Annotated in this window: 24 protein-coding genes; 14 read left to right on the top strand and 10 right to left on the bottom strand. The window is 65.7% G+C overall.

The genetic code is table 11. From position 1 onward, the window contains the following. Positions 1 to 42: 42 nt before the first annotated feature. On the bottom strand, positions 43 to 510 hold the full coding sequence (locus CIT40_RS19575; RefSeq protein ID WP_094891896.1) for a winged helix-turn-helix transcriptional regulator: 468 nt from the start codon (positions 508 to 510) through the stop codon (positions 43 to 45). 122 nt (positions 511 to 632) lie between these two features. Between CIT40_RS19575 and CIT40_RS19570 the strand changes: the two genes are divergently transcribed. Both CIT40_RS19570 and CIT40_RS19565 read left to right on the top strand, forming a co-directional pair. After that, positions 633 to 1,412 (top strand): SDR family oxidoreductase, encoded by a 780-nt coding sequence (locus tag CIT40_RS19570; protein ID WP_162307577.1) that lies wholly within the window; start codon positions 633 to 635, stop codon positions 1,410 to 1,412. A 175-nt stretch (positions 1,413 to 1,587) separates the two neighbouring features. Then, positions 1,588 to 1,770 (top strand): hypothetical protein, encoded by a 183-nt coding sequence (locus CIT40_RS19565; protein WP_094891894.1) that lies wholly within the window; start codon positions 1,588 to 1,590, stop codon positions 1,768 to 1,770. A gap of 57 nt (positions 1,771 to 1,827) precedes the next feature. Here CIT40_RS19565 and CIT40_RS19560 read toward each other — a convergent pair whose 3' ends face one another. Further along, positions 1,828 to 2,436, bottom strand: a complete 609-nt coding sequence (locus CIT40_RS19560) for an FMN-dependent NADH-azoreductase (protein WP_094891893.1) — start codon at positions 2,434 to 2,436, stop codon at positions 1,828 to 1,830. A gap of 83 nt (positions 2,437 to 2,519) precedes the next feature. Here CIT40_RS19560 and CIT40_RS19555 point away from each other — a divergent pair, with 83 nt between their 5' ends. After that, entirely contained in the window at positions 2,520 to 2,930 is a 411-nt protein-coding gene (locus tag CIT40_RS19555; RefSeq protein ID WP_094891892.1) for a winged helix-turn-helix transcriptional regulator, read from the top strand. Between the two features lie 222 nt (positions 2,931 to 3,152). On the opposite strand, the gene dprA is transcribed toward CIT40_RS19555, so the two are convergent. After that, positions 3,153 to 4,295, bottom strand: a complete 1,143-nt coding sequence (dprA, locus tag CIT40_RS19550; protein ID WP_094891891.1) for a DNA-processing protein DprA — start codon at positions 4,293 to 4,295, stop codon at positions 3,153 to 3,155. Positions 4,296 to 4,386: 91 nt separating this feature from the next. On the opposite strand from dprA, the gene CIT40_RS19545 reads away from it, so the two are divergent. The 3 genes from CIT40_RS19545 to CIT40_RS19535 all read left to right on the top strand — a co-directional run bounded on the left by CIT40_RS19545 (position 4,387) and on the right by CIT40_RS19535 (position 7,193). Next, complete coding sequence (locus tag CIT40_RS19545) at positions 4,387 to 5,628, top strand: amidase (protein ID WP_094891890.1); 1,242 nt, start codon at positions 4,387 to 4,389, stop codon at positions 5,626 to 5,628. A 61-nt stretch (positions 5,629 to 5,689) separates the two neighbouring features. Continuing rightward, positions 5,690 to 6,547 (top strand): helix-turn-helix domain-containing protein, encoded by an 858-nt coding sequence (locus CIT40_RS19540; RefSeq protein WP_094891889.1) that lies wholly within the window; start codon positions 5,690 to 5,692, stop codon positions 6,545 to 6,547. A 43-nt stretch (positions 6,548 to 6,590) separates the two neighbouring features. Next, positions 6,591 to 7,193 (top strand): cupin domain-containing protein, encoded by a 603-nt coding sequence (locus CIT40_RS19535; protein ID WP_094891888.1) that lies wholly within the window; start codon positions 6,591 to 6,593, stop codon positions 7,191 to 7,193. Between the two features lie 8 nt (positions 7,194 to 7,201). Here CIT40_RS19535 and CIT40_RS19530 read toward each other — a convergent pair whose 3' ends face one another. From CIT40_RS19530 to CIT40_RS19515, 4 genes are all read right to left on the bottom strand, one after another. Further along, positions 7,202 to 8,356, bottom strand: coding sequence for a patatin-like phospholipase family protein (locus CIT40_RS19530; protein ID WP_094891887.1), 1,155 nt, complete (start codon positions 8,354 to 8,356; stop codon positions 7,202 to 7,204). A gap of 183 nt (positions 8,357 to 8,539) precedes the next feature. After that, on the bottom strand, positions 8,540 to 9,136 hold the full coding sequence (gene plsY, locus CIT40_RS19525; RefSeq protein ID WP_094891886.1) for a glycerol-3-phosphate 1-O-acyltransferase PlsY: 597 nt from the start codon (positions 9,134 to 9,136) through the stop codon (positions 8,540 to 8,542). Between the two features lie 65 nt (positions 9,137 to 9,201). Next, positions 9,202 to 10,503 (bottom strand): dihydroorotase, encoded by a 1,302-nt coding sequence (locus tag CIT40_RS19520; protein WP_162307874.1) that lies wholly within the window; start codon positions 10,501 to 10,503, stop codon positions 9,202 to 9,204. Between the two features lie 5 nt (positions 10,504 to 10,508). Continuing rightward, positions 10,509 to 11,456, bottom strand: a complete 948-nt coding sequence (locus CIT40_RS19515; RefSeq protein WP_094891884.1) for an aspartate carbamoyltransferase catalytic subunit — start codon at positions 11,454 to 11,456, stop codon at positions 10,509 to 10,511. Positions 11,457 to 11,625: 169 nt separating this feature from the next. Here CIT40_RS19515 and CIT40_RS19510 point away from each other — a divergent pair, with 169 nt between their 5' ends. Genes CIT40_RS19510 through CIT40_RS19500 form a run of 3 tightly spaced genes read left to right on the top strand, consistent with a single transcriptional unit; the run spans position 11,626 to position 14,848 of the window. Continuing rightward, positions 11,626 to 12,396 carry a M15 family metallopeptidase gene (locus CIT40_RS19510; RefSeq protein ID WP_094891883.1) on the top strand — a complete coding sequence of 257 codons (771 nt, stop codon included), beginning with the start codon at positions 11,626 to 11,628 and terminating at the stop codon, positions 12,394 to 12,396. A gap of 20 nt (positions 12,397 to 12,416) precedes the next feature. Then, positions 12,417 to 14,060 (top strand): isovaleryl-CoA dehydrogenase, encoded by a 1,644-nt coding sequence (locus CIT40_RS19505; protein ID WP_094891882.1) that lies wholly within the window; start codon positions 12,417 to 12,419, stop codon positions 14,058 to 14,060. A gap of 23 nt (positions 14,061 to 14,083) precedes the next feature. Further along, positions 14,084 to 14,848, top strand: a complete 765-nt coding sequence (locus CIT40_RS19500; protein ID WP_094891881.1) for a CPBP family intramembrane glutamic endopeptidase — start codon at positions 14,084 to 14,086, stop codon at positions 14,846 to 14,848. 125 nt (positions 14,849 to 14,973) lie between these two features. Here CIT40_RS19500 and CIT40_RS19495 read toward each other — a convergent pair whose 3' ends face one another. Both CIT40_RS19495 and ruvX read right to left on the bottom strand, forming a co-directional pair. Beyond that, entirely contained in the window at positions 14,974 to 15,897 is a 924-nt protein-coding gene (locus CIT40_RS19495; RefSeq protein ID WP_094891880.1) for an AEC family transporter, read from the bottom strand. A gap of 3 nt (positions 15,898 to 15,900) precedes the next feature. Further along, the gene (ruvX, locus tag CIT40_RS19490) at positions 15,901 to 16,386 is read right to left on the bottom strand and encodes a Holliday junction resolvase RuvX (RefSeq protein ID WP_094892059.1); all 486 of its coding nucleotides are present in this window, start codon (positions 16,384 to 16,386) and stop codon (positions 15,901 to 15,903) included. A 46-nt stretch (positions 16,387 to 16,432) separates the two neighbouring features. Between ruvX and CIT40_RS19485 the strand changes: the two genes are divergently transcribed. Together CIT40_RS19485 and CIT40_RS19480 are read left to right on the top strand one after the other, a co-directional pair. Next, on the top strand, positions 16,433 to 16,645 hold the full coding sequence (locus CIT40_RS19485) for a hypothetical protein (protein ID WP_094891879.1): 213 nt from the start codon (positions 16,433 to 16,435) through the stop codon (positions 16,643 to 16,645). 330 nt (positions 16,646 to 16,975) lie between these two features. Further along, positions 16,976 to 19,123, top strand: a complete 2,148-nt coding sequence (locus tag CIT40_RS19480) for a DNA/RNA non-specific endonuclease (protein ID WP_162307576.1) — start codon at positions 16,976 to 16,978, stop codon at positions 19,121 to 19,123. A 30-nt stretch (positions 19,124 to 19,153) separates the two neighbouring features. Here the strand turns inward: CIT40_RS19480 and CIT40_RS19475 are convergent, their stop codons facing one another. Next, positions 19,154 to 20,044 carry a LysR family transcriptional regulator gene (locus tag CIT40_RS19475; RefSeq protein WP_094891877.1) on the bottom strand — a complete coding sequence of 297 codons (891 nt, stop codon included), beginning with the start codon at positions 20,042 to 20,044 and terminating at the stop codon, positions 19,154 to 19,156. Between the two features lie 107 nt (positions 20,045 to 20,151). Here CIT40_RS19475 and CIT40_RS19470 point away from each other — a divergent pair, with 107 nt between their 5' ends. The 3 genes from CIT40_RS19470 to gatC all read left to right on the top strand — a co-directional run bounded on the left by CIT40_RS19470 (position 20,152) and on the right by gatC (position 22,624). Beyond that, positions 20,152 to 21,159: an NAD(P)H-dependent flavin oxidoreductase gene (locus CIT40_RS19470; RefSeq protein WP_094891876.1), complete on the top strand. Its 1,008-nt coding sequence runs from the start codon at positions 20,152 to 20,154 to the stop codon at positions 21,157 to 21,159. A 23-nt stretch (positions 21,160 to 21,182) separates the two neighbouring features. Next, positions 21,183 to 22,259 (top strand): NAD(P)H-dependent flavin oxidoreductase, encoded by a 1,077-nt coding sequence (locus tag CIT40_RS19465; protein ID WP_094891875.1) that lies wholly within the window; start codon positions 21,183 to 21,185, stop codon positions 22,257 to 22,259. 77 nt (positions 22,260 to 22,336) lie between these two features. Then, a complete protein-coding gene (gene gatC, locus CIT40_RS19460) occupies positions 22,337 to 22,624 on the top strand; it encodes an Asp-tRNA(Asn)/Glu-tRNA(Gln) amidotransferase subunit GatC (RefSeq protein WP_036025530.1) in 288 nt (95 codons plus the stop codon). Positions 22,625 to 22,699: the final 75 nt, after the last annotated feature.

Raw genomic sequence — 22,699 nt, 5'->3', positions numbered from 1 at the left:
GCGGCTCTCACCGCGTCGCAATGACGCCGGGGTCGTGAGCCATCAAGCCGACCGCCGTCGCGGCGCCGGTCGCGGCTTCAGCATCGTATCCGCGGGTGTAAGCAGCCGTCCGTCCTCCGCACGCATTTCGAGCTTCTTCACCGGGCGGCCCTTTTCGCGGTCGACCAAAACGGTCGCGATCTCCTCGGGGCGTTCGTCGAACGTCTCGCTCCATTGCCGCAGCGCCACCAGGATCGGGAAGGTGCCGCGGCCCTTCGGCGTCAGCACGTATTCCTGATAGGCGCTGCCGTCGGAGGCGGGGGCGGTTTCCAGAATGCCGTGGTCGACCAGCGATCGCAGCCGCGCCGACAAGATGTTCCTGGCCATGCCGAGCTTGCTCTGAAACTCGCCGAAGCGACGTACGCCGAACAGCGCCTCGCGGATGATGAGGAGTGACCACCAGTCGCCGATCGCTTCCAGTGACCGCGCGATCGGGCAGGCATCGCCTTCGAAGCTGGTTCGTTTCACCATCGTCTTTTGTCCTGTCGCATTCGCACGATTTCGGCGTCGATCACGCGCTTGTGTGGTTGCATCATAAAACCATTTGGCCTAGATCGCAACATAGTTTCATTATGAAACCACTGGAGACGAACATGAGACTGAAGGACAAGACGGCACTCATTACCGGCGGCAACAGCGGCATTGGCCTGGCGACGGCCAAGCTGTTCGTGGCCGAGGGCGCGAAGGTGATCGTCACCGGGCGCAACAAGGAGACGCTGGACGCCGCTGCGAAGGAGCTCGGGCCGAACGCAATCGCGCTCGTTGCCGACGCCACCGACATCGCGGCGACCGATGCTGCGATCAAGCAGGGCAGCGAAAAATTCGGCAAGCTCGACATCGTTTTCGCCAATGCCGGCATCGCCGGCGCCGGCGGCACGCCGCTCGGCTCGGCAACGCTGGAGGCCTTCGAGAAGGTCATCCGCACCAATCTGACCGGCGTGTTCTTCACGGTGCAGTCGGCGCTGCCTTATCTGAACGACAATTCCTCGATCATCCTCAACGGTTCGGTAATCTCGGTGCTCGGCATTCCCGGTTACTCCGCCTACGGCGCGGCGAAGGCCGGCGTCCGCGCGATGGCGCGGATCATGGCGTCCGAGTTGTCGCCGCGCGGCATCCGCGTCAACGTGGTCGCGCCTGGTGCGATCCGCACGCCGATCTGGGGCGCCGCGATTGCAACGCCCGAAGCGGAGAAGGCGTTCGAGAAGCGCATCGGGTTGGCCACGCCGCTCGGCCGGATTGGTGAACCGGATCACATTTCGAAGACGGTGCTGTTCCTCGCCTCCGACGACGCCGCGCACATTCAGGGCCAGGAGATCTTCGTCGACGGCGGCGCGGTTGCCGCTCCGGCTGGCGCTCCGATCTATCGCGGCTGATCGACGTTTGCGAAAATTGAATCGGTCGGCGCAGCCTCAGCAGTTGTGCCGACCGGTTCCTGCGTCTTGCGAGATGTAATTCTCTGAACCTTGCGCGAGGTGTTGAACCTTCGCTTGCGCTGCCAAGACCCTTTTACGGGCAGGGGTCAAAAGACTCATTTCAAAGGAGCCCGTGATGCCAAAGGCAGCTCGCATTTTTTCGTCGATTTCAGCACCGCGCATTTTCACCGAAAATTCCGCCATTCCCGCCAAGCGCTCCGATACGTCCGAACTCATCGGAGTGGTTCTGTTTGCCGGCATCGGGTTGTTCGTCTCGCTTGTCGCCGTCATCCTGGGCATTCAAGGCGCCTGGTTTTAGCGCGCACGTACATGTCAGCCGCCGCTCAATCGGGCGGCGGCTGATGTTGCCGAAGCTTCAGGCTGCGCGCAGGTTCGTTGCCGATTGCAGCGCGCCGGCAATCGCCTTTTCGCGGTGCTCGGGCCCAAGCTGGATGCCGTCTGCGAAGATGAATTCCGGATTGGTGATGCCGATGAAGCCGAACACCCAGCGCAGATAGGTTTCGAGATGCTCGCCAGCGGCGGTCGGCATGTCCGCGCCGTAATGGCCCCCGCGCGAGATGGCCACGATCACACGCTTGCCGCCGGCAAGGCCCTGGGGCCCATTCGCCCCGTAACTGAACGTTTTGCCCGCCACCAGGATGCGATCGATCCAGGCCTTGAGCTGGCTCGGGATCGTGAAATTGTACATGGGTGCGCCGATCACGACGACGTCGGCAGCCAGGAACTCGTCCAGCGCGGCCGCGCTTGCGGCAAGGTCGGGTCCGAGTTCTGCGGCGGCAGGAGCGCCTTGCGCGGCGGCGAGGTGCGAGCCGGAGAGGTGGGCCAGCGGGGTCTGGGTCAGGTCGCGGTAGACGATCTCCAGCGAGGGCGTCGCCTGCCGGAGCCGGTCGACGATGGCCGCGGACACCTGCCTGGAGACAGAATGGGGTCCGAGCACGCTGGAATCGATATGGAGCAGTTTCATTTGAGGTCACCCTGGTATAGGTTTGTAACCAGAGCTACATGAGTGACTGCCGAAATCCCCGCAAGAACGCACTTTTTTGAGCCATGGGCACATCCTTGAAACCTGAGAACACCGGTTTGCCTGCACCGCGGTTGCCGGATCCGGACCATGCCGATTGCCGCGGCGTCGCCTCCGTGCTCTCCCGCGTCGGCGACAAATGGAGCGTGTTCGTCATCATGATGCTGAGCGACGGGCCGAAACGCTTCAACGAGCTGAAGCGCATGATCAACGGCATCTCGCAGCGGATGCTGACCTTGACGCTGCGCGGGCTGGAGCGCGACGGCCTCGTCACGCGCACGATCTTCCCGACAATTCCGCCACGCGTCGATTACGAGCTGACCGATCTCGGCCGCGGGCTGCAACAGCCGGTCAAAGCGCTCGGGCAGTGGGCGATCGACCATCTGATGCTGATCGAGGCGGCGCGCACGAAGTTTGATCAGCGCAACGACAGCTGAGGCGGAGAACGAGGAGCAGGCGCGCTGCGTGCCGCGCAATCGGTCTTATCCTCCCCTGGAGGGGGAGGGTCGGCTCACATAGAGCGCAGCGAAATGTGAGCCGGGGTGGGGTGACGGTCTCTCCACGTCCGATAGTGCCCGAGCGGAGGGATCACCCCACCCCGCTCGCGCTGCGCGCGATCGACCCTCCCCCTCCAGGGGAGGGTAAGAGTCCGAGCCTGATCAAAGCAGCGACACCAGCCCGCCGCCGTGACGCTCCAGCTTGCCGGCAAGCTCGAGCTCGAGCAGCACGGTGCGCACGATCGCGGGCGAGGCGCCGGACATTCGCACCAGATCGTCGATCGAGATCGGCGTGGGGCCGAGCAGGCCGGTGATCTGGTCGCGGTCGTGGCCTTGCGGATCGGTCTCGAACGGCTCGCTGTCGGGCTCGCTCATCGGGTGCATCAGCGGCCGTTCCATGATCGGTGCGACGGCATTGATGATGTCGGCAGCTTCCGTGACGAGGGTCGCGCCCTGCTTGATCAGATCGTTGGCGCCGGCGGCGCGCGGATCGAGCGGCGAGCCCGGCACCGCGAACACCTCGCGGCCCTGTTCGGCCGCCATCCGCGCGGTGATCAGCGAGCCCGAGCGGTGCGCGGCTTCCACCACGACGACGCCGAGCGAGGCGCCCGAGATCAGGCGGTTGCGGCGAGGGAAGTCGCGGGCGCGCGGCTCATGGCCGAGCGGCATCTCGGAGATCGCAGCGCCCGAATGGTCGAGGATCGCCGCGAGCAGATCGCCATGCTCGGGCGGATAGATGCAATCCTGGCCGCCGGCCAGCACCGCGACGGTGCCGCTTTCGACGCTGGCGCGATGGGCGGCCTGATCGACGCCGCGCGCGAGCCCGGAGATGACGATGAAGCCGGCTTCGCCGAGCTCGCGCGCCAGCAGGCCTGCGAATTTCAGCCCGGCGCCGGAGGCGTTGCGCGAGCCGACGATCGCGATCATCGGCCGCATCAAGGTCTTGGCATCGCCGCGCACCGCAAGCAGCGGTGGCGCATCGTCGATCATCGCCAGCCGCGCCGGATAGCCGTCCTCGCCGGGCGCACGCCAGGCAATGCCGAATTTGCGGCTCGCGGCGAGCTCAGCCTTGGCCTCGTCCGCACTGCAGATGCGCCCCGACCGCTGCGCACCGCCGCGTCGCGCGAGATCAGGCAGCCGCTCCAGCGCCGCCCGCGCGCTGCCGAAATGATCGACCAGCGAACGGAACGTGCGCGGGCCCACATTGTCGGAGCGGATCAGCCGCAGGCGGTCGATCCGCTCGGCCTCGGTCAGCTCCATGCTCGGATTGATGGCGTCCACGGCGTCTCCTTGCAGGGACAGCATGGAACAACCTGAGGGCGTTGCGCAACAGCGGCGTGCGCTTGCGTGGCCTCGCGCCAATGCTAAAAGCGATGCCAATAAGAAGGGTATTGCCATGATCTCACTTGCCGACCTCCAGCGCCGCATCGAAGCCGGCGAGTTGTCGCCCGATGACGCCATCGCCCAGTCGCATGCGGCGATCGAGGCCAGGGAGAAGGACGTCCACGCCTTCGTCCGTCACGACAGGACTGCGAAGGCGCAAGCCTCCGGCCCGTTGCGCGGCATCGCGGTCGGCATCAAGGACATCATCGACACCGTCAATATGCCGACCGAGATGGGCTCGGAGATCTATCGTGGCTGGCAGCCGCGCGCCGATGCGCCCGTGGTGATGATGCTGAAGCGGGCAGGCGCCACCATCATCGGCAAGACCACGACGACGGCGTTCGCCTCGCGCGATCCGACGCCGACGCTCAATCCGCACAACACAGGGCATACGCCGGGCGGCTCGTCCTCGGGCTCGGCGGCAGCGGTCGGTGCCGGCATGATCCCGCTGGCGCTGGGCACCCAGACCGGCGGCTCGGTGATCCGGCCCGCCGCCTATTGCGGGACCGCCGCGATCAAGCCGTCGTTCCGCATGCTGCCGACGGTCGGCGTGAAGTGCTATTCGTGGGCGCTCGACACCGTCGGCCTGTTCGGATCGCGCGCGGAAGATCTCGCGCGCGGACTGTTGGCGATGACGGGGCGCACCGAGTTTGCCGGCATCGTTCCGGCGAAATCGCCGCGCATCGGCGTGGTCCGGCAGGAGTTTGCAGGCGCCGTCGAGCCCGCCGCCGAACAGGGCTTGCAGGCCGCGATCAAGGCCGCCGAACGTGCCGGTGCCAGTGTCCAAACCATCGATCTGCCGGAGGCAGTGCAGGAGGCCTGGCGCATCCATCCCATCGTCCAGGATTTCGAGGCACATCGCGCGCTGGCCTGGGAGTTTTCTGAACGTCACGACGAGATCGCGCCGATGCTGCGGGCAAGCCTCGATGCCACCGCCCATCTGACCCCGAAGGACTACGACGAGGCGCGCCGGATCAGCCGCCGCGGCCGCCGCGAGCTCGGCGAAGTGTTCGAGGGCGTCGACGTGCTCCTGACTTATTCGGCGCCGGGCACGCCGCCGGCCAAGGAGCTCGCCTCCACCGGTGACCCCCGCTACAACCGGCTCTGGACGCTGATGGGCAATCCTTGCGTCAACGTGCCGGTGCTGAAGGTGGGGGGCCTGCCTGTTGGCGTGCAGGTGATCGCGCGCTTCGGCAACGATCCGGTCGCACTCGCGGCGGCGTGGTTCCTGGAGGACGCGCTGGCACGGGCGTGAGCCTCAACTTCATATCAACGCGGCGGAGGCAACTCCGCCGCTCGGCCGACCAGCTGAATACATGACTCTCCCGCACCGACAGGGTCCACGCGGCCCCCAATTCTTCGCCGCGAGTGAAAGTCTCGGCGAGATCGTCGAGACCTATTGTGATGTCGATCTGGCGGATGCTGCGACCGCCTGCGCGCGCACGATCAAGGTGCTGCCGACGACATCGCCGGTCCTGATCGTGCATTATCGATCGCCGATGGCCTCGCAACGCGGAGCCTATAAGCGAACTGTCAACGGCATGCAGACCCGTGCGGCGGCACTGACGCCGAGCGGTCCGGTCGGGGTCGTGCTGGCGCGGTTGAAACCCGAGGCGGCCGACCGCGTGCTCGGGGTCAGGCCTGCCGACCTGCTCGACGCCAGCGTCGAAATCTCCGACATCTTCGGCGACGACGTTGCCGCACGGCTTGAAGAACGTCTCGCCGGCGCCGGCAGCGCGGCGGCGCGCGTCACTTGCATGCAGGGCTTTCTCGAGCAGAGGCGGAGGCCGTCGCGCCTCGATCCGCCGGTTGCGCGGGCGATGCGAGCGATCAGGCGAAATCCGGCGATCTCGATGCGCGGCCTCGCCGATGGCCTCGACATCGGCGAACGCAGCCTTCAGCGCCGCTTCAAGGCCGAGATCGGCACGAGCGCGAAGCAATTCGCGCGGATCGAGCGGATGCTGCAGGCGATCGCGGCGCGCCGGTCCGGCGCCGATTGGGCCGATGTCGCGCATGCGTGCGGATTCACCGACCAGGCGCATCTGATCCGCGACTTCCACACTTTCGCGGGAAGCTCGCCGGAGGCGTTCTGCCGGCGTGTCGCGACCGACAAGATGCAGGGCTGGAACGAGGAACTCGCCTCGTCGGATTTTTACAATACGTTCGTCAGCTAGGCCGCTACCAGCGCGTCTCCAGACTTCGCAAGGAGACGCAAACATGTCGACAGAATCCGCCCGCGGCACCCGGCTGCGCAATGCATTCAACAAGGAAACGTTTGTCTTCTGCGGACTGCTCGACAACCGTGACATCGCACGTTTCGGCGTGATCCTCGAAAACGGCGGCTCGGGCGGTGGCAACGCGCTCGTGCACGTGCATCCCTGCGCGGACGAGCATTTTTCAGTGAGGAGCGGTCGCGTCAAATTCGTCGTCGACGGGCGCGAGCAAGTGGTGGAGGCCGGCGGCAGCGTGACCGTGCCACGCGGCAGATCGCATTATTTCGCCAATGCCGGCGACGGTCACGCCGAGCTCGAGGTCTCCTTCACGCCGGCACAGCAGCATCTGCGCTTCTTCGCCAATTTCGTCACGCTCACGATGAAGCAGCCCAAATGGTTCTCCGGCGCCGGCGATCCGAACGTCCTGCTGATCGCGCTGGTGCTGCACGAATATCGCGATCACATGTATCTGGCTGGCGTACCGATCTGGCTGCAAAAACTGCTGTTCGCCGTGCTTGCGCCGATCGCGCGCCTTGCCGGCTACCGGTTGGCCATCGAGCCGCTGCGCGAGGCGCCTGTGCCCGCAAGGTCGGGCTTTGCCGGGTAGGCGAGGGATCAGACCAGGGCCGGCTCGGCCCGCGCGGGCGCGGCATCCTGTGTCGCGGTCGTGCCTTGCCCGAGCCAGCGCTCGGCAGCGTGACGACCGCTCCGGTGCAGCAGGCGAATGAAACCGCGGCCGAGATCGGTGGACGAACGTTGCGCCAGGCCGTCAACGGAATCTTCCGCCGCGATCCTGGTGAGGCGCAGCGACGGCGCGGCATGCGCCCGCGCCCATTCGATCCCCGCGATCTCGGCATTGAGCGCCACGTTGGCCGCGATCTGGTCCAGCCGGCGGTCGATCGCGGCAAGCGTGATCGGCACGTAGCTGTCGCGCGCCGGCGTGACCTGGACGAGCAGGACGTCGGCCGTCGCCGTCTCCTGCGCCAGCCGCAGCAGGGGCGGATTGCCGCCGAAGCCGCCGTCCCAATAGGCTTCGCCGTCGATCTCGACGGCGCAGTGAACCAAGGGCGGACAGGTCGAGGCCAGCGCGACGTCGGCGGTGATGGCGTCGTTGCGGAAGATCTGCTGCTGGCCGTCGCGAATCCGCGTCGCCGCGATCAGCAGCTTCGGGCACCGCGCGTCGCGTAAGGCGGAAAAGTCGATGTCGCGCGACAGCGCCTGCCGCAGCGGATCGAGATCGATCGGATCGAACCGGCCGGAGCGCAAGGTCGGACCGAATGCGACCGAGCTTCCCGCCGGCGAGAAGCCACCGACCAGCATCAGCGAGCGGAACGAGGCCTCGTGCATCAGGCGGAGCCAGAACCGGCTCAGCCGGCTACGTGCAGCTTCGCGGCCGCCTTCGGCAAGGCCGGAGGCGAGCAGGAGCGCATTGATGGCGCCGGCACTGGCGCCGCTGATGGTGTCAATCTCGATCGGCTCTTCCAGCAACCGCTCCAGCACGCCCCAGGTGAAGGCGGCAAAGGTGCCACCACCCTGCAGCGCCAGCGACAATCGTCGCGGCGGCCACGGGGTGGAACGAGCCTGCTCAACCGGAGCAGCCGCCGTGACGGCCTCGACGGGTGCAGGTGCTGGCGCGGGCGGCGAAACGGCTGGGGGCGCTGGAGGCGGTGCGTCGGTATCGGACCAGATGCAGGTCGTCGACAGCAGCCGGCTCGCTGCAGTGCCCTGCAAGCCAGCGTCGTCATGGGGGCCGTCAGACTTTTCGCTCATTCAGAGCAACCGCGTAACGTCATTTCCACTGTCAGGATGACAGGCATGGAACCTGTTCGCTACTCCCGGCCCGAGAACGCCGGCAGTTGCGAACAGGATTTGACATATAATGCGGAGAGGAGCCTCGGTATCCGTAGATGCCCTGGCTTCAGAGACTTTGCCTCGACGCTGTCCGCGACGCGGCTACGCCTTCTGGCCGATGCGGCTTTCCTTGCCGGTCTGCAAGCGCTTGATGTTCTCGCGGTGCGCGTAGAACGTCAGCAGCGTCAGCAGCGCCGTCAGCGCGGCCAATGCGAGATGCCCGAACCACCACAGGAACATCGGCGTAACGAATGCCGCCACCAGCGCCGAGAGCGAGGAGTAGCGGGTGGTGAAGGCGGTCGCCAGCCAGATCAGGCAGAACACCACCATGCCGGGCCAGAACAGTCCGAGCAGGATGCCGATATAGACCGCCACGCCCTTGCCGCCCTTGAATTTGAGCCAGACCGGGAAGAGATGGCCGAGGAAGGCGCCGAGCCCGGCCACCATGGCGGCATTGGGTCCTGCGATGTAGCCGGCGATCACCACGGCCACGGTGCCCTTGAGCGCATCGAGCAACAGGGTGCCTGCGGCAAGGGCCTTGCTGCCCGTGCGCAGCACATTGGTAGCGCCGATGCTGCCGGAGCCGATCGAACGGATATCCTGGGTGCCGGCGAGCCTGGTCAGGACCAGCCCGAACGGGATCGAGCCGAGGAGGTAGCCGATGACCAAGGCCACCGGCAAAAATGCTTCAAGCCCCATGGCTGCGTCTTCCCCCATGGCTACGTCTCCAAAGTCCTGACTTCCAAGCCAAACGATCGCGCACGTCAGACATGCTCAAACACCGTCCGGCCGCCGACAATGGTGCGCACCACGCGGCCTGTAAAGCGGGCCTCGTCGAACGGGGTGTTCTTGCAGGGCGATTTCAGGTCGGCGGGATCGACGATCCATGGCACGTCGGGGTCGATCACGATGACGTCCGCCGGGCTGCCCGCGCGCAGGGTTCCGCCTGCTAGCCCAAGCAACTCGGCCGGGCGGGTCGACATCGCGCGGATCAGCGTCTTCAGGTCCAGCTCGCCATTGTGCACGAGGCGGAGGCCGGCGGGCAGCATGGTTTCCAGACCGACGGCGCCGGGAGCGGCTTCCGCGAAGGGAAGGCGCTTGACCTCGACGTCCTGGGGATTGTGGTCGGACATGATGACGTCGAGCAGGCCGGAGGCGATTGCGGCGACCAGGGCGCGCCGGTCGTCCTCGGTGCGAAGCGGCGGCGACAGTTTCAGGAAGGAACGATAGGGGCCGATGTCGTTCTCGTTCAGCGCGAGGTGGTTGATCGAGACCGAGGCGCTGACGGCTAGTCCGGCGTCACGGGCGCGCTGGAGGATCTCGAGCGAATCGACGCAGGTCAGCGAGGCCGCGTGATAGCGGCCGCCGGTGAGCGCGACGAGGCGCATGTCGCGTTCGAGGATCACCGCCTCGGCGGCATTCGGGATACCCATCAGGCCCAGCCGCGATGCGAACTCGCCCTCGTTCATGACGCCTTCGCCGACCAGATCGGGGTCCTCGGTGTAGTGCACGATCAGCGCGTCGAAATCGCGCGCATAGGTCAGCGCACGGCGCATCACCTGCGCATTGGTCACGCTTCGGACGCCGTCGCTGAAGGCGATGGCGCCTGCGGCCTTGAGCAGACCGAATTCGGTCATCTCCTGGCCGTGCATGCCCTTGGTGAGGGCGGCCATCGGCTGGATGTTGACGATCGCGGTGTCGCGGGCGCGGCGCATCACGAAGTCGACGGTCGCCGAATTGTCGATCACCGGGGAGGTGTCGGGCTGGCAGATGATGGTGGTGATGCCGCCGGTCGCGGCCGCCTGGCTTGCGGTGGCAAAGGTCTCGCGATGGCTGAAGCCGGGTTCGCCGACGAAGGCGCGCATGTCGATCAGGCCCGGCGCCACGATCTTGCCGGAGCAGTTGACGATGTCGGTGCCTTCGGGGACGCCGGCCGCACCGATGCCGCGGCGGGTCTCGCGGATGGCGCCGTCGGCGATCAGGACGTCGCCGACACCGTCGAAATCCCTGCTGGGATCGACGACGCGGGCATTGGCGAGCAGGATGGGGCGGCGATCGGTCAACATCGGCATCACGCGTTCGGCAGGTTACGGGCGAGCGCTTCCAGCACCGCCATGCGCACGGCGACGCCCATCTCGACCTGTTCGCGGATCAGGGACTGGGCGCCGTCGGCCACGATCGAGTCGATCTCGACGCCGCGGTTCATCGGGCCTGGATGCATCACGAGCGCGTCCGGCTTGGCGTAAGCGAGCTTCTTCTGGTCGAGCCCGAAATAGTGGAAATATTCCGAGGTCGACGGCACGAAGGAGCCGTTCATGCGCTCGCGCTGCAGCCGCAGCATCATGACGATGTCGGCGCCGTTCAGCCCCTCGCGCATGTCGCGCGCCACCTCGACGCCCATCCGCTCGATGCCCGGCGGCAGCAGCGTGGTGGGGCCGACCACGCGGACGCGGGCGCCCATCGTGTTGAGCAGGATGATGTTGGAGCGGGCGACACGCGAATGCAGCACGTCGCCGCAGATCGCGACCACGAGACCTTCGATCCGGCCCTTGTTGCGGCGGATGGTCAACGCGTCGAGCAGGGCTTGCGTGGGATGCTCATGGGCGCCGTCGCCGGCATTGATCACGGAACCGTCAACCTTGCGCGCCAGCAGTTCCACCGCGCCGGAGGCGTGATGGCGCATCACCAGGATGTCCGGGTGCATCGCGTTCAGCGTCATCGCGGTGTCGATCAGCGTCTCGCCCTTCTTGATGGACGAGGAGGCGACCGACATGTTCATGACGTCCGCGCCGAGCCGCTTTCCCGCGAGCTCGAACGAGGACTGGGTCCGGGTCGAGGCCTCGAAGAAAAGGTTTATTTGCGTCCGTCCCCGCAGGACGGTGCGCTTCTTGTCAACCTGGCGGTTGAGCTCGACATATTCTTCGGACAGGTCGAGCAGGCCGCTGATGTCGGCCGCGGAAAGGCCCTCGATGCCCAGCAAATGCCGGTGGCCGAGGACGAAGGTCGATTTTGATGCCATTAAAGCGAGAGCTATAGGCGCGGATGGCTGGGGGGGCAAGGGCCAATGCCGGGGCGGTGAGTTATCCCCTGATCTGTCGGTCTTGCGGCCGTCGCATGGCCTGTGACCACGGTATCGTTCATGCCCGGGCAGAAGCGCGAGGCGCGTTTTCGCGCTAAATGTCCCGGCCATGACGATTGTGGAGCATTCCGTGAAGAGAACTCTGGCAGCGCTTCTGGCAGCAATAACAATCTCCACCGCCCATGCCCAATCGCTTCCCGGCGGCTTCGTCTATCTGCGCGAGATCGACCCCGGCATCATCCAGGACATCCGCTACGCCACGTCGAACAATTTCGTCGGCCGTCCGCTCGCCGGCTACAATGCCGGTGAATGCGTGGTGAAGCGCGAGGTCGGGCTGCGGCTGAAGGCGGCTCAAGCAGAGCTGGCGGCGCAAAATCTCTCGCTGAAGATGTTCGACTGCTACCGGCCGGCGCGGGCCTCGCTCGATATGGTCAGGTGGTCGCAGATCGGTCATGAGACCGCGGCCGAGCGGCGCTACAATCCCAAAATCCCCAAGACCGAGCTGTTCCGCCTCGGTTACATCGCGAGTCGCTCGCAGCATTCCACCGGTGCGGCGCTCGATCTCACGCTGGTCGATCTCAAAGCCGACAATTCGGGCAAGTACGACCCGTCGAGGAGCTATGCCGATTGCACGGCGCCGGTCGAAGTGCGTGCACCCGAAGGCAGCGTCGACATGGGCACCGGCTACGACTGTACCGACACGAAGGGCCACACTGCGGCACCGTCGATCACGCCGGAGCAGCGCGCCTGGCGCAAGCGGCTGGTGGCTGCGATGGCCAGGCAAGGCTTTGTGAACTATGCGAAGGAGTGGTGGCATTTTTCCCTGCCGGGGGCCGGCGGGGCGCCCTATGATTTCCCGATCCAGCCGCGGCGGAACTGATTCCGCGCCGAGGAAACCTGATGACCCAGCCGAGCTTCGCGACCCACGAGGTCTTCAACCAGTCGCCGCCTTTCGAGGACGTCGACCTGTTCATGGAGGACCGGCCGTTGGTCGATGCGGTGAAGGCCAATGGCGGCGCGGCGGCGGAACGCGAGCTGTCCGAGTTCGGCAAGCAATGGGGCTCGGCCGCGATGGCCGATCGCGGGCGCGTCGCGAACGAGAGCACGCCGAAGCTGCGCAGCTTCGACGCAAAAGGCAATCGCCGCGACCAGGTCGAGTTTCACCCGGCCTATCATGAACTGATGGCCCACAGCGCCCATGCCGGCGTGCACAATTCGACATGGACCGCGAGCGGCAAACCTGCGGGCGATGCGGCCGAAGTCGTTCGTGCCGCGAAATTCTACATGGCAGCCCAGGTCGAGACCGGCCATCTCTGTCCGATCACGATGACGCGCGCCTCCGTCGGTGCGCTGGCGATGCAGCCGGACCTGCTCGACAAGGTGATGCCGGTGCTGTCGACCCGGAGCTATGACCCGAGCTTTGCGCCGTGGTGGCAGAAGCGCGGCATGACGCTCGGCATGGGCATGACCGAGAAGCAGGGCGGCACCGACGTGCGCGCCAACATGACGCGCGCCGTACGTGACGACGAGGCCTATCGCATCACCGGACACAAATGGTTCATGTCGGCGCCGATGTGCGATGCGTTCCTGGTGCTGGCGCAGGCCGACGAGGGACTGACTTGCTTCTTCATGCCGCGCTTCGCACCGGATGGTTCCGTGAATGCGATCCAGTTCCAGCGGTTGAAGGACAAGCTCGGCAATCGCTCCAACGCCTCGTCCGAGGTCGAATTCACAGGTGCCTATGCCGAGCGGATCGGCGAGGAAGGAAAGGGCATCCGCACCATCATCCAGATGGTGCAGCTGACGCGGCAGGATTGCGCGATCGCCTCCGTCGGCCTGATGCGCTCTGGGCTGGCGCATGCGCTGCATCACGCCCGTCACCGCAGCGTGTTCCAGAAGCATCTGGCCGACCAGCCCCTGATGCAGGCGGTGCTGTCGGACATGGCGCTGCACGTCGAGGCGAGCACGGCGCTGGTGATGCGGCTCTGCCGCGCGTTCGACCGCACGCCGCACGATGCGGCGGAGGCCGCCTATATGCGGCTGCTGACGCCCGCGATCAAATACTGGACTTGCAAGAGCGCGCCGCCGTTCCTCTATGAAGCCATGGAATGTCTCGGCGGCAATGGCTATGTCGAAGACGGCATTTTGGCGCGGCACTACCGGGAGGCGCCGGTCAACGCGATCTGGGAAGGCTCCGGAAACGTGATGTGCCTCGACGTGCTCCGCGCGCTCTCGCGTGAGCCGGAGGCGGCGATGGCGGTGTTGCAATCGCTTGCGGCCGAGACGAAGGGTTTGCCTGGGGCAGGCGAAACGGTCGCGTTCATCGGCAAGACTTTTCGGCGCGCCGATGGCGAGCGCGTCGCGCGCCTCGCCGTCGAGAAGCTGGCGCTGCTGGCCGCTGCGGCGGCGTTGAACGGCGTGTCGCCGCACAACGCCGAACTGTTCGCCGGCACGCGTCTTGCGGCCAACCACGCCGGCATGTATGGCGCCGTGGAGCTCGAAAGCGGTGAGGTCCGCGCGCTGCTGGAGCGGGCGCTGCCGTGAGTATCCCGAACGAAAGCCCATCGATGGATTCCCTCAATCCCGACAATCCGCCGCTGACCGTGACACCTGCGCCGCCGCGCGTCTGGATGTTCTGGGGCACTGCGCTGTGGGGCCTCCTGATCTTCGTGGCAATGTTCGTCGGGCAGATCGGCGCCGTCGTCCTGCTGGCGGCGCTGCGTGGTCTTCCCATGGACCTCGCCTCGGTCCAGGCGATCGGCCACGAACCGCAGGCACTCGCGCTCTCGGTCATCATGGGCCTGCCGGCAACGCTCCTGGCGGTGTGGCTGGCCATTGCCCTCAAGAAGGCCTCCTTCGTCGATTATCTCGCGCTGCACTGGCCGTCCTGGAAGCAACTGCTGTTCGGTGCGGTCGGCCTCATCCTGATCGTCGTGGTCTGGGAGACGATGTCGCGCGCGCTCGGCCGTGAGGCGACGCCGGGCTTCATGACCGATCTGTTGAAATCGGGCCGCGACAAGGGCGCGGCACTGTTGCTGCTCTTCGCCTTCAGCGTGGCCGCTCCGATGTCGGAGGAGATCCTGGCACGCGGCTTCCTGTTTCGCGGCTGGTCGGCGAGCTTTTTGCGCGTGCCCGGCGCGATCCTGCTGTCGTCGCTGGTCTGGACAATCGTGCACCTGCAATACGACGTGTATTTCCTCGCCGAGGTCTTCACCATCGGCCTGTGGTTCGGTTACATGCGCCATCGCGCGAATTCGCTCTGGGTCACGATCGTGCTGCACGCGATGAACAATCTGACCGCTGTGGTGCTGACGATGTGGCTGGGGAGCTAGCCTTAGACTCCGTCATTGCGAGCGCAGCGAAGCAATCCAGATTCTTTCCGCGGAGGGATTCTGGATTGCTTCGTCGCAAAGCTCCTCGCAATGACGTGGAGAGAGCTGAGCTCGAAATGACCGGTTCAGGCCACCAGCGCGATCGCGATCGGCATCGTGATCGCCGCCAGGATCGTCTGCAGCGTGATGATTTGCGCCAGCAGCGGTGCGTCGCCGCCCATCTGGCGGGCGAGGACATAGGCGCTGGGTGAGGTCGGGACCGCCGCGCAGATCGCGACGATCGCAAGGCTGTTGCCCGACAGGCCAAACCACAACGCGAGCGCCAGCGCTAGCAGGGGCATCAGCACCAGCTTGAACGCCACGCCGAGCGTTGCGCCGAGGCTGGGGCGGAGCAGCCCCTTGAGCTGCAGGCCCGCGCCGGTGACGAGCAGGCCGATCGCGAGCGAGGAGCGGCCGAGCGCGTCGGCCACCTCGTGCCAGATCTTCGGCAATGGCAGATGCACGACGTTGATGGCGAGGCCGATGACACATGCCCAGATCAGGGGATTGCGGATCACCGTCATGACGATGGTCCGTGCCGACTGCTTCTCGGGCGCTGCGTAATGTGCGAGCACCGCGACGCTGAAGACGTTGACCAGGGGAATGATCGCGACCATCGCCACTGACGCCAGCGCCAGCCCGACATCGCCATACAGGTTGGCGGAGACCGACAGCGCCACGTAGGTCTGCCAGCGCGTCGCGCCCTGGAAGATCGAGGTGAAGGCGGGGCCGTCGATGTCGAGCCGCGCCAGGGCAGGGCGGAGCGCGAGGCAGAGCAAAGACATCGCCAGCGCCGACAGCAGCAGCGCGCCGCCGACACCGGCGACCGGCACTTTTGTGAGGTCGGCCTTCACCAGCGTCTGGATCAGCAGCATCGGAAACAGCACGAAATAGGTCAGCCGCTCCAGCCCGTGCCATTGCGTGTCGAGCCGCATCAGGCTGCGCTTCAAGACGACGCCGAGCACGATGAGGATGAAGACCGGCAACAGCGCCGCGATCACGACGGCCATCGGTCAGGCGGCCCCTGGACGGAGATTGGCGAGGCGGTCGAGCGCGCCCTGCAAAATGAAGATCGCGGCGTGCTCGTCGATCACCTCGGCGCGCTTGGCGCGGCTGACATCCATGCCGATCAGCTCGCGCTCGACGGCCGCAGTCGAGAGGCGCTCGTCCCACAGGCCGATGGGGAGGGGTGTGAGGCCGGCAAAATTGCGGGCGAAGGCGCGGGTGGATTGCGCGCGCGGACCCTCGCTGCCGTCCATGTTGATGGGCAGGCCGAGCACGAAGCCGACCACCCTGCGCTCGGCCGCGATCGCGAGCAGCCGGGTCGCGTCCTGCTTGAACTGCTTGCGCTGGATCGTCTCGACGCCGGTCGCAAGCCGCCGGTCGGGATCGGACACCGCGACGCCGATCGTCTTGGTGCCGAGGTCGAGCCCGACCAGCGCGCCGCGCGCGGGCCAGTGGGTTGCAGCATCGACGAGGGGCAGGATAAGAGCAGGCATGGCGTAGCGCATATCACGCGCCGCGCCGCGGAGTGAACCCGGAACAATGGATGCACTGACATTATTCGGCCTGTTCGCCGTGACGGCGATGCTGATCAGCTACGCCCTGGAAGATCGCAGCCATTGGTTCGTTCTGCTGTTCGCCGCGTCCTGCGCGCTCGGTTCGGCTTACGGCTTTCTGCAGGGTGCCTGGCCGTTCGGTCTGGTCGAAGCGATCTGGGCCGTCGTGGCGCTGCGGCGGTGGCAGCTGAAGCGGTAGAGCGTCCGACGGCCGGGGACGCGCGCGAAATCGTGATGCCGGGGTGCATCGACGATTTGTGGGAAATCTCACACTGGTGACGTGCAGACCATGGCATGGTGCCGTGTGGTTGCGTGACACTGGAAGTACAGGCTTAAAGTAGTGCGGGGCGCACCCCCGATTTTCAAACGATCGCCAGCGTCCGGCACGCTGCAACCTTGGCGCATTTTTTAGGCGCCGGCCACCGTCCCATATTCGCCAGTCATTTGAGAGGTCACAATGCTCATCAAGCCAAGCCTGATCGCGGGCTCAGAAAGACGATTCAAGCAAGCCGAATTCTCACCTGAAGCCTTGAACCGGAAATTGGGCGACGGTCCGATCGAGATGACCGTCGAAAAGATGCGCGTGCGCCAGCGCCAGCTGCTGGCCGAGACGCAGGACGTGGAGAAGGCCGAGATCGGCCTGGAGCGGATCATCCAGGGCAATGATCTCGACAGCATCAACTATCTCGCCAAGGGGACTGCCGCCGCGCGCTCGGTCTGCCGCATTCAGCTCAGGGATCTCAAGTCGAACCTGCTCGGCTACGGCTCGGGCTTTCTGATCGGGCCGAGCCTGCTGTTGACGAACCATCATGTCTTCGGCAATCCGGCCGACGCCGCCAATTCGATCGCCGATTTCAACTACGAACTCGACATCGCGGGACAGGAGCGTGTGCCGGTGCGGTTCGGCCTCGAGCCGGGCAAGTTCTTCTACACCAATGACAGGCTGGATTTCTCGATCGTCGCGGTGGCGCCGACCTCGCTGTCCGGCGGGGAAAAGCTCGAGGATTGGGGATGGTTGCCGCTCAGCGGCGCGCCCGGCAAGGCAGATCCCGGCGAGTACCTCACCATCGTCCAGCATCCGAGCGGGCAAATGAAGCAGGTCTGCGTGCGCGAGAACAAGCTGCTCAAATATGTCGGCGACTTCCTCTGGTACAACACCGACACGACGGCAGGATCGTCGGGCTCGCCGGCATTCAACCGCTTCTGGCAGGTGGTCGCGCTGCATCACAGCGGCGTTCCCCGCAAGGATTCGCAGGGCCGCACCCTGACCAAGGACGGCAAGGTATGGAAGCCGTCGATGGATGAATCCCTGATCGACTGGGTGGCCAATGAAGGCATCCGCATCAGCGCGATCGTCGCCGATCTCAAGGTTGCCGTCGGCTCCCATCCCCTGATCAAGCCGGTGCTGGACGAGGAAGAGCCGCCGGCCCGGCTCGAGGTCGAGAGGGCCCGGCCGACGGTGGACGCGCCTGCTTTCGGCGCCAATTTCTGGGTCGAGCAGTCCCTGGACGGAACCTCACTGGTGGTCCCGATCCGGGTGCCGTTGCCGACGTTCAGGAAGGACATTCCGTTCGCGCCGCCGGCACCCCTGCCGAGTCCATCGGGGGGCAACGGAAAAGGCCCGAACGGCGTCATGCAGAACGGCGGCAAGCCGTTGCTCGCCCCGCCGGTCGGCCTCCCGTCAAACATCAGTGCGAACGGCCTGCCGATGGAGGCCGTGCATATCGATCAGAGCACGCTGAAATCGCGTCCCGGATACAAGCCGAATTTTCTCGGTACCGGCAAATTCTCGGTGCCCTTGCCGACGATTCCGGCCGCTCTCAAATCCGGGATCGCGACGCTCAAGGGGAACTCCAGGCAGTCCGAGCTGAAATATTTCAACTACAGCGTCGTCATGAACAAGCAGCGCCGGCTCGCCTTCTTCAGCTGTGTCAATATCGACGGCGGGCAGCAACAGGACGTCGGCAAGCGCGAGGGCGATTCCTGGCTGCGCGATCCCCGCATCGACGACGATGCCCAGATCGGCGACGAGTTCTACCGCAAGCAGGCCACCCTCGAGGCGGACCGCACCAAGAATCCGTTCGACCGTGGCCATCTCGTGCGCCGGCTGGACGCGACCTGGGGCGACACCGTCGCCGCGGCCAAGCAGCATGGTGACGATTCCTTCCACTTCACCAATTGCTCGCCGCAGTTCTTCTCGTTCAACCAGGGCAAGCAGCTCTGGGCGGGACTTGAGGATTACACGCGCGATGTCCTGCTCGAAGGCGAGGAGAAGGGCATCGTCATGAACGGTCCGGTGTTCGACGGGCCGGATGCCGATGGCTCCGATCTGCCCAACCCGGCCGGTCGGCCGCACAAGGACCCGAGCTTCGGCGGCGTTCAGATTCCGAAATATTTCTGGAAGATCCTGATCCGGCGCAACGAGGATGGCGACGCGCTCAAGGCGGCGGCCTTCCTGATGAGCCAGCGAAAGCTGATCATGGACATCGATCGCATCCAGGAGGTGGATCTGCGCGAGAAGATGTCGGAGGAGGATGTCAGCGTCTTCCAGGTCTCGATCGCGGACCTCGCGAAATTGACCAAGCTCGATTTCGGCAATCTCGCTGATGCGGATTCGCACGAGGCCACCTCGGTCGGCCCGCGGCGGATCGAGTCCTATGAGGACATTCGACTCTAGAACAGCGCGGCCTGGCGCGGCGTCACCGCGTCAGGCTGCGATGACGTCCTCGTCGGTTTTCAGGCAGGCTGCAAAGCCGGCCAGCGCGCTGGATTGATGTCCGGCGCGACGCTGGATGAACAGTGTCTCGACCCGCGCATGCGAGGCGCTCAGGGCGTGGATCGAGACGGTGCCATTCATCGCGCTGCGTTCGACGACCGCGCGCGGCAACAACGTCACGCCCATGTCGGCGGCGACGCAGCCGATCATGCCGTCGAGGGTGCCGAGCTCGAAGCGTGCGGCGGAAGGCCAGCCGAACTCGACGAAGATCTGCTCGAGCCGCTGGCGGTAGGTGCAGCCGGTGCGAAACACCAGCGCGGTCGGGCCGGACTCCGGCGTGCCGGCGCGCAGTTCGGCAAGCGAAGCCCAGCGCCGCGCGCTGACCAGCACCAGCTCCTCGCGGAAGGCGCTCGTCGCAATAAGGTCGTCATGCGCAATCGGACCTGCGACGAAGGCACCATCGAGCGCGCCTTCCAGCACGCTTGCGACGAGGTCGGCGGTCGGTGCGGTACGCAAGGAAAGGCGCACGGCGGGACAGCGGCGGTGGAAATCGGCGAGCAGCGGCGGCAGCCGCACCGCCGCGGTCGTCTCCATCGAGCCGATCGCAAGCGGTCCCTTCGGCTCGCCGTCGTCGCGCGCGGCCAGCACCGCCTCGTGCGAGAGCGCGGCCATCCGTTGCGCGTAAGGCAAAAGGCGCTTGCCGGCGCCGGCCAGCGTCATGCCGCGGCTGTGGCGTTCGAACAGCGGCGTGCCGATTTCCGCCTCGAGCGCCTTGACGCGCTGGGTGACGTTGGATTGCACGGTGTTCAGTTCTTCCGCCGCGCGGGTGATGCCACCGGTGCGGGCGACTGTCGCGAAGGTCTTGAGGTCGCCGAGTTCCATCTCAGTTTCCTTGGTCGTTTCAAATTTGTGATGGCTGCGTTCGTAAGAATTCAATTTTGGAGAATGTTATTTGCGCTTAATCTCCTTGTCCAGAGTGGGAGGATTCATTGCCGATCGCCACGCCGCTGACGGAGCTTCTCGGGATCAGGCATCCGATCCTGTCGGCGCCCATGGATACGATCGCCGGCAGCCGGCTGACCCGTGCCGTCAGCGAAGCCGGCGGCTTCGGCATCCTCGGCGGTGGCTACGGCGATCGCACGCGGCTTGAGACAGAGGCCAGGGAGCTCAAGGGCTTTGCGCCATTCGGCATCGGCTTCATCACGTGGAGCCTGGCCAAGCAACCCGAGCTGCTCGAGATCGCGCTCGAGGCGCGTCCACAGGCGGTCATGCTTTCGTTCGGCGATGTCGCGCCGTTCGCGCCGCGGATCAAGGCCAGCGGCGCGCGGTTGATCTGCCAGGTGCAAACCGAGGACATGGGCAAGCAAGCGCTAGATGCCGGTGCGGAGATCCTGATCGCGCAAGGCACGGAAGCGGGCGGTCATGGCGCATCGCGTACCACCGTCGACATCGTGCCTGCGATCGTCGATCTCGCCGCGGGACGTGTGCCTGTCGTCGCGGCGGGCGGGATCGCCGACGGCCGGGGCCTTGCCGCGATGATGATGCTGGGTGCATCGGGCGTGTTGGTCGGCACGCGCTTCTATGCGAGCGTGGAAGCCAATGGCGCGGAGGAGGCCAAGCTCCGCATCCGCGACGCCGGCAGCAACGACACGGTGCGCGGCATCGTTCCCGACTGGTCGCGAAAGCTGTTCTGGCCGGCTCCGTTCACCGCACGAACGCTGGTCAACAGCCATATCAGGAGCTGGACCGGCCGCGAGGTGGAGCTCTTGCAGCGCGCGGACGAGATTGCCAGGGACTATGCCGCGGCCAAGATGGCTGGCGATTTCGAGATCGCCGCCGTGTTTGCCGGGGAGGCGGTCGGCCTGATCCATGATATTCCACCGGCGGCCGATATCGTCGAGCGGATTGCGATTGAAGCAGAGCAGTTGCTTGGCGGACGGAGAAACTCCGCGGGAGCAACGCAGGTTCTTTCATCCTCCCCCTCCAGGGCAGGGTAGGGAAACAACGAGCGAGAAATATGATGTGGCCTGACCGTCGACTGATCGACCTCTTCAAGACCGAACTTCCGATCGTGCTGGCGCCGATGGCCGGCGTGATGGATGCGGAACTGGTGATCGCCGTGGCAGAGGGCGGTGGGCTCGGCTCGCTGCCGAGCGCGATGCTGTCGCCGGAGAAGGCGCGCGAACAGGTCAACATCATCCGCCAGCGCGTGAAGGCGCCGGTGAACATGAACTTCTTCTGCCACACCCCGGTCGAGCTGACGGGCGAGGCCGAAGCGCGCTGGAAGCAGCGGCTCACGGGCTATTACACCGAGCATGGTCTCGATCCCGCTGCGCCGATCTCCGCGGCCAACCGCGCGCCGTTCGACGCGGCGTTCTGCGAGGTCGTCGAGGAGCTGAAGCCCGAAATCGTCAGCTTCCATTTCGGCCTGCCGGAGCAGGCGCTGCTCAAGCGCGTCAAGGCGGCCGGCTGCATCGTCATCTCGTCGGCGACGACGGTAAAGGAAGCCATCTGGCTCGAACAGCACGGCGTCGATGCCGTCATTGCGCAGGGCGCCGAAGCCGGTGGCCATCGCGGCATGTTCCTGACCGACAAGATCTCCGAGCAACCCGGCACGTTTGCGCTGGTGCCGCAGGTCGCCGATGCCGTGAAGGTGCCGGTGATCGCGGCCGGTGGCATCGCGGACGGGCGCGGCATCGCCGCCGCCTTCGCGCTCGGCGCCGCCGGCGTGCAGATCGGCAGCGCTTACTTGCGCTGTCCGGAATCCAAGGTCTCGCCGGGAGGACGCAAGGCGCTGGCTGAAGCGCGGGACGATTCCACGGTGATCACCAATGTCATGACCGGAAGACCGGCGCGGGGGGTCCAGAACCGGCTGATGCGCGAAGCCGGCCCGATCTCGCCGGACGCACCGCCGTTTCCCCACGCCGCGACGGCGCTGGGGCCGCTGAAGGCGGCTGCCGAAAAACAGGGGAGGGTCGATTTCACCAATCTCTGGGCCGGCCAGGCCGTTGCGCTGGGCCGCGAGGTCCCCGCGGCCGAATTGACCCGGGATTTTGCCAAATCGGCGCTGGCCCGCATGAAAGCGCTGGCTGGCTAAGGCCAGTCACCCGGTTGCGGCGCAAAACCGGCCTCTGCTATACGGCACATGGGTTTTGCCGTGAGAGGCCTTATATAATGTCCGTCGACGCCGCTACCGTCCGCCGCATCGCGCATCTGGCGCGCATTGCGGTTTCCGAGGGCGAGGTTCCGCATCTGCAGGGCGAGCTCAACGCCATGCTCGCCTTTGTCGAGCAGCTCTCGGAGGTCAATGTCGAGGGCGTGGAGCCCATGACCTCGGTCACCCCGATGCAGATGAAGAAGCGGCAGGACGTGGTCGATGACGGCGGGATCGCCGACGATATCGTTGCCAACGCGCCGGCGACCGAAGGTCACTTCTTCCTGGTGCCGAAGGTCGTCGAGTAGGGCATAGCGTTTTCGAGCGAAGTGGATGCCGGTTCGCGTCAAGAAAACGCGTCAAATTCAAGAGTTCTAGGACCT

The sequence above is a fragment of the Bradyrhizobium amphicarpaeae genome (assembly GCF_002266435.3).
Classification (GTDB): domain Bacteria; phylum Pseudomonadota; class Alphaproteobacteria; order Rhizobiales; family Xanthobacteraceae; genus Bradyrhizobium; species Bradyrhizobium amphicarpaeae.
Note: the sequence above shows the minus strand (reverse complement) of the source record. Positions and strands in the feature narration are given on the sequence as shown.

What these genes read in the sequence shown, in the direction of transcription:
- CIT40_RS19575 (WP_094891896.1), bottom strand. Translation starts at nt 510, where the DNA reads ATGGTGAAACGAACCAGCTTCGAAGGCGATGCCTGCCCGATCGCGCGG.
- CIT40_RS19570 (WP_162307577.1), top strand. Translation starts at nt 633, where the DNA reads ATGAGACTGAAGGACAAGACGGCACTCATTACCGGCGGCAACAGCGGC.
- CIT40_RS19565 (WP_094891894.1), top strand. Translation starts at nt 1,588, where the DNA reads ATGCCAAAGGCAGCTCGCATTTTTTCGTCGATTTCAGCACCGCGCATT.
- CIT40_RS19560 (WP_094891893.1), bottom strand. Translation starts at nt 2,436, where the DNA reads ATGAAACTGCTCCATATCGATTCCAGCGTGCTCGGACCCCATTCTGTC.
- CIT40_RS19555 (WP_094891892.1), top strand. Translation starts at nt 2,520, where the DNA reads ATGGGCACATCCTTGAAACCTGAGAACACCGGTTTGCCTGCACCGCGG.
- dprA (WP_094891891.1), bottom strand. Translation starts at nt 4,295, where the DNA reads ATGCTGTCCCTGCAAGGAGACGCCGTGGACGCCATCAATCCGAGCATG.
- CIT40_RS19545 (WP_094891890.1), top strand. Translation starts at nt 4,387, where the DNA reads ATGATCTCACTTGCCGACCTCCAGCGCCGCATCGAAGCCGGCGAGTTG.
- CIT40_RS19540 (WP_094891889.1), top strand. Translation starts at nt 5,690, where the DNA reads ATGACTCTCCCGCACCGACAGGGTCCACGCGGCCCCCAATTCTTCGCC.
- CIT40_RS19535 (WP_094891888.1), top strand. Translation starts at nt 6,591, where the DNA reads ATGTCGACAGAATCCGCCCGCGGCACCCGGCTGCGCAATGCATTCAAC.
- CIT40_RS19530 (WP_094891887.1), bottom strand. Translation starts at nt 8,356, where the DNA reads ATGAGCGAAAAGTCTGACGGCCCCCATGACGACGCTGGCTTGCAGGGC.
- plsY (WP_094891886.1), bottom strand. Translation starts at nt 9,136, where the DNA reads ATGGGGCTTGAAGCATTTTTGCCGGTGGCCTTGGTCATCGGCTACCTC.
- CIT40_RS19520 (WP_162307874.1), bottom strand. Translation starts at nt 10,503, where the DNA reads ATGTTGACCGATCGCCGCCCCATCCTGCTCGCCAATGCCCGCGTCGTC.
- CIT40_RS19515 (WP_094891884.1), bottom strand. Translation starts at nt 11,456, where the DNA reads ATGGCATCAAAATCGACCTTCGTCCTCGGCCACCGGCATTTGCTGGGC.
- CIT40_RS19510 (WP_094891883.1), top strand. Translation starts at nt 11,626, where the DNA reads ATGACGATTGTGGAGCATTCCGTGAAGAGAACTCTGGCAGCGCTTCTG.
- CIT40_RS19505 (WP_094891882.1), top strand. Translation starts at nt 12,417, where the DNA reads ATGACCCAGCCGAGCTTCGCGACCCACGAGGTCTTCAACCAGTCGCCG.
- CIT40_RS19500 (WP_094891881.1), top strand. Translation starts at nt 14,084, where the DNA reads ATGGATTCCCTCAATCCCGACAATCCGCCGCTGACCGTGACACCTGCG.
- CIT40_RS19495 (WP_094891880.1), bottom strand. Translation starts at nt 15,897, where the DNA reads ATGGCCGTCGTGATCGCGGCGCTGTTGCCGGTCTTCATCCTCATCGTG.
- ruvX (WP_094892059.1), bottom strand. Translation starts at nt 16,386, where the DNA reads ATGCCTGCTCTTATCCTGCCCCTCGTCGATGCTGCAACCCACTGGCCC.
- CIT40_RS19485 (WP_094891879.1), top strand. Translation starts at nt 16,433, where the DNA reads ATGGATGCACTGACATTATTCGGCCTGTTCGCCGTGACGGCGATGCTG.
- CIT40_RS19475 (WP_094891877.1), bottom strand. Translation starts at nt 20,044, where the DNA reads ATGGAACTCGGCGACCTCAAGACCTTCGCGACAGTCGCCCGCACCGGT.
- CIT40_RS19465 (WP_094891875.1), top strand. Translation starts at nt 21,183, where the DNA reads ATGTGGCCTGACCGTCGACTGATCGACCTCTTCAAGACCGAACTTCCG.
- gatC (WP_036025530.1), top strand. Translation starts at nt 22,337, where the DNA reads ATGTCCGTCGACGCCGCTACCGTCCGCCGCATCGCGCATCTGGCGCGC.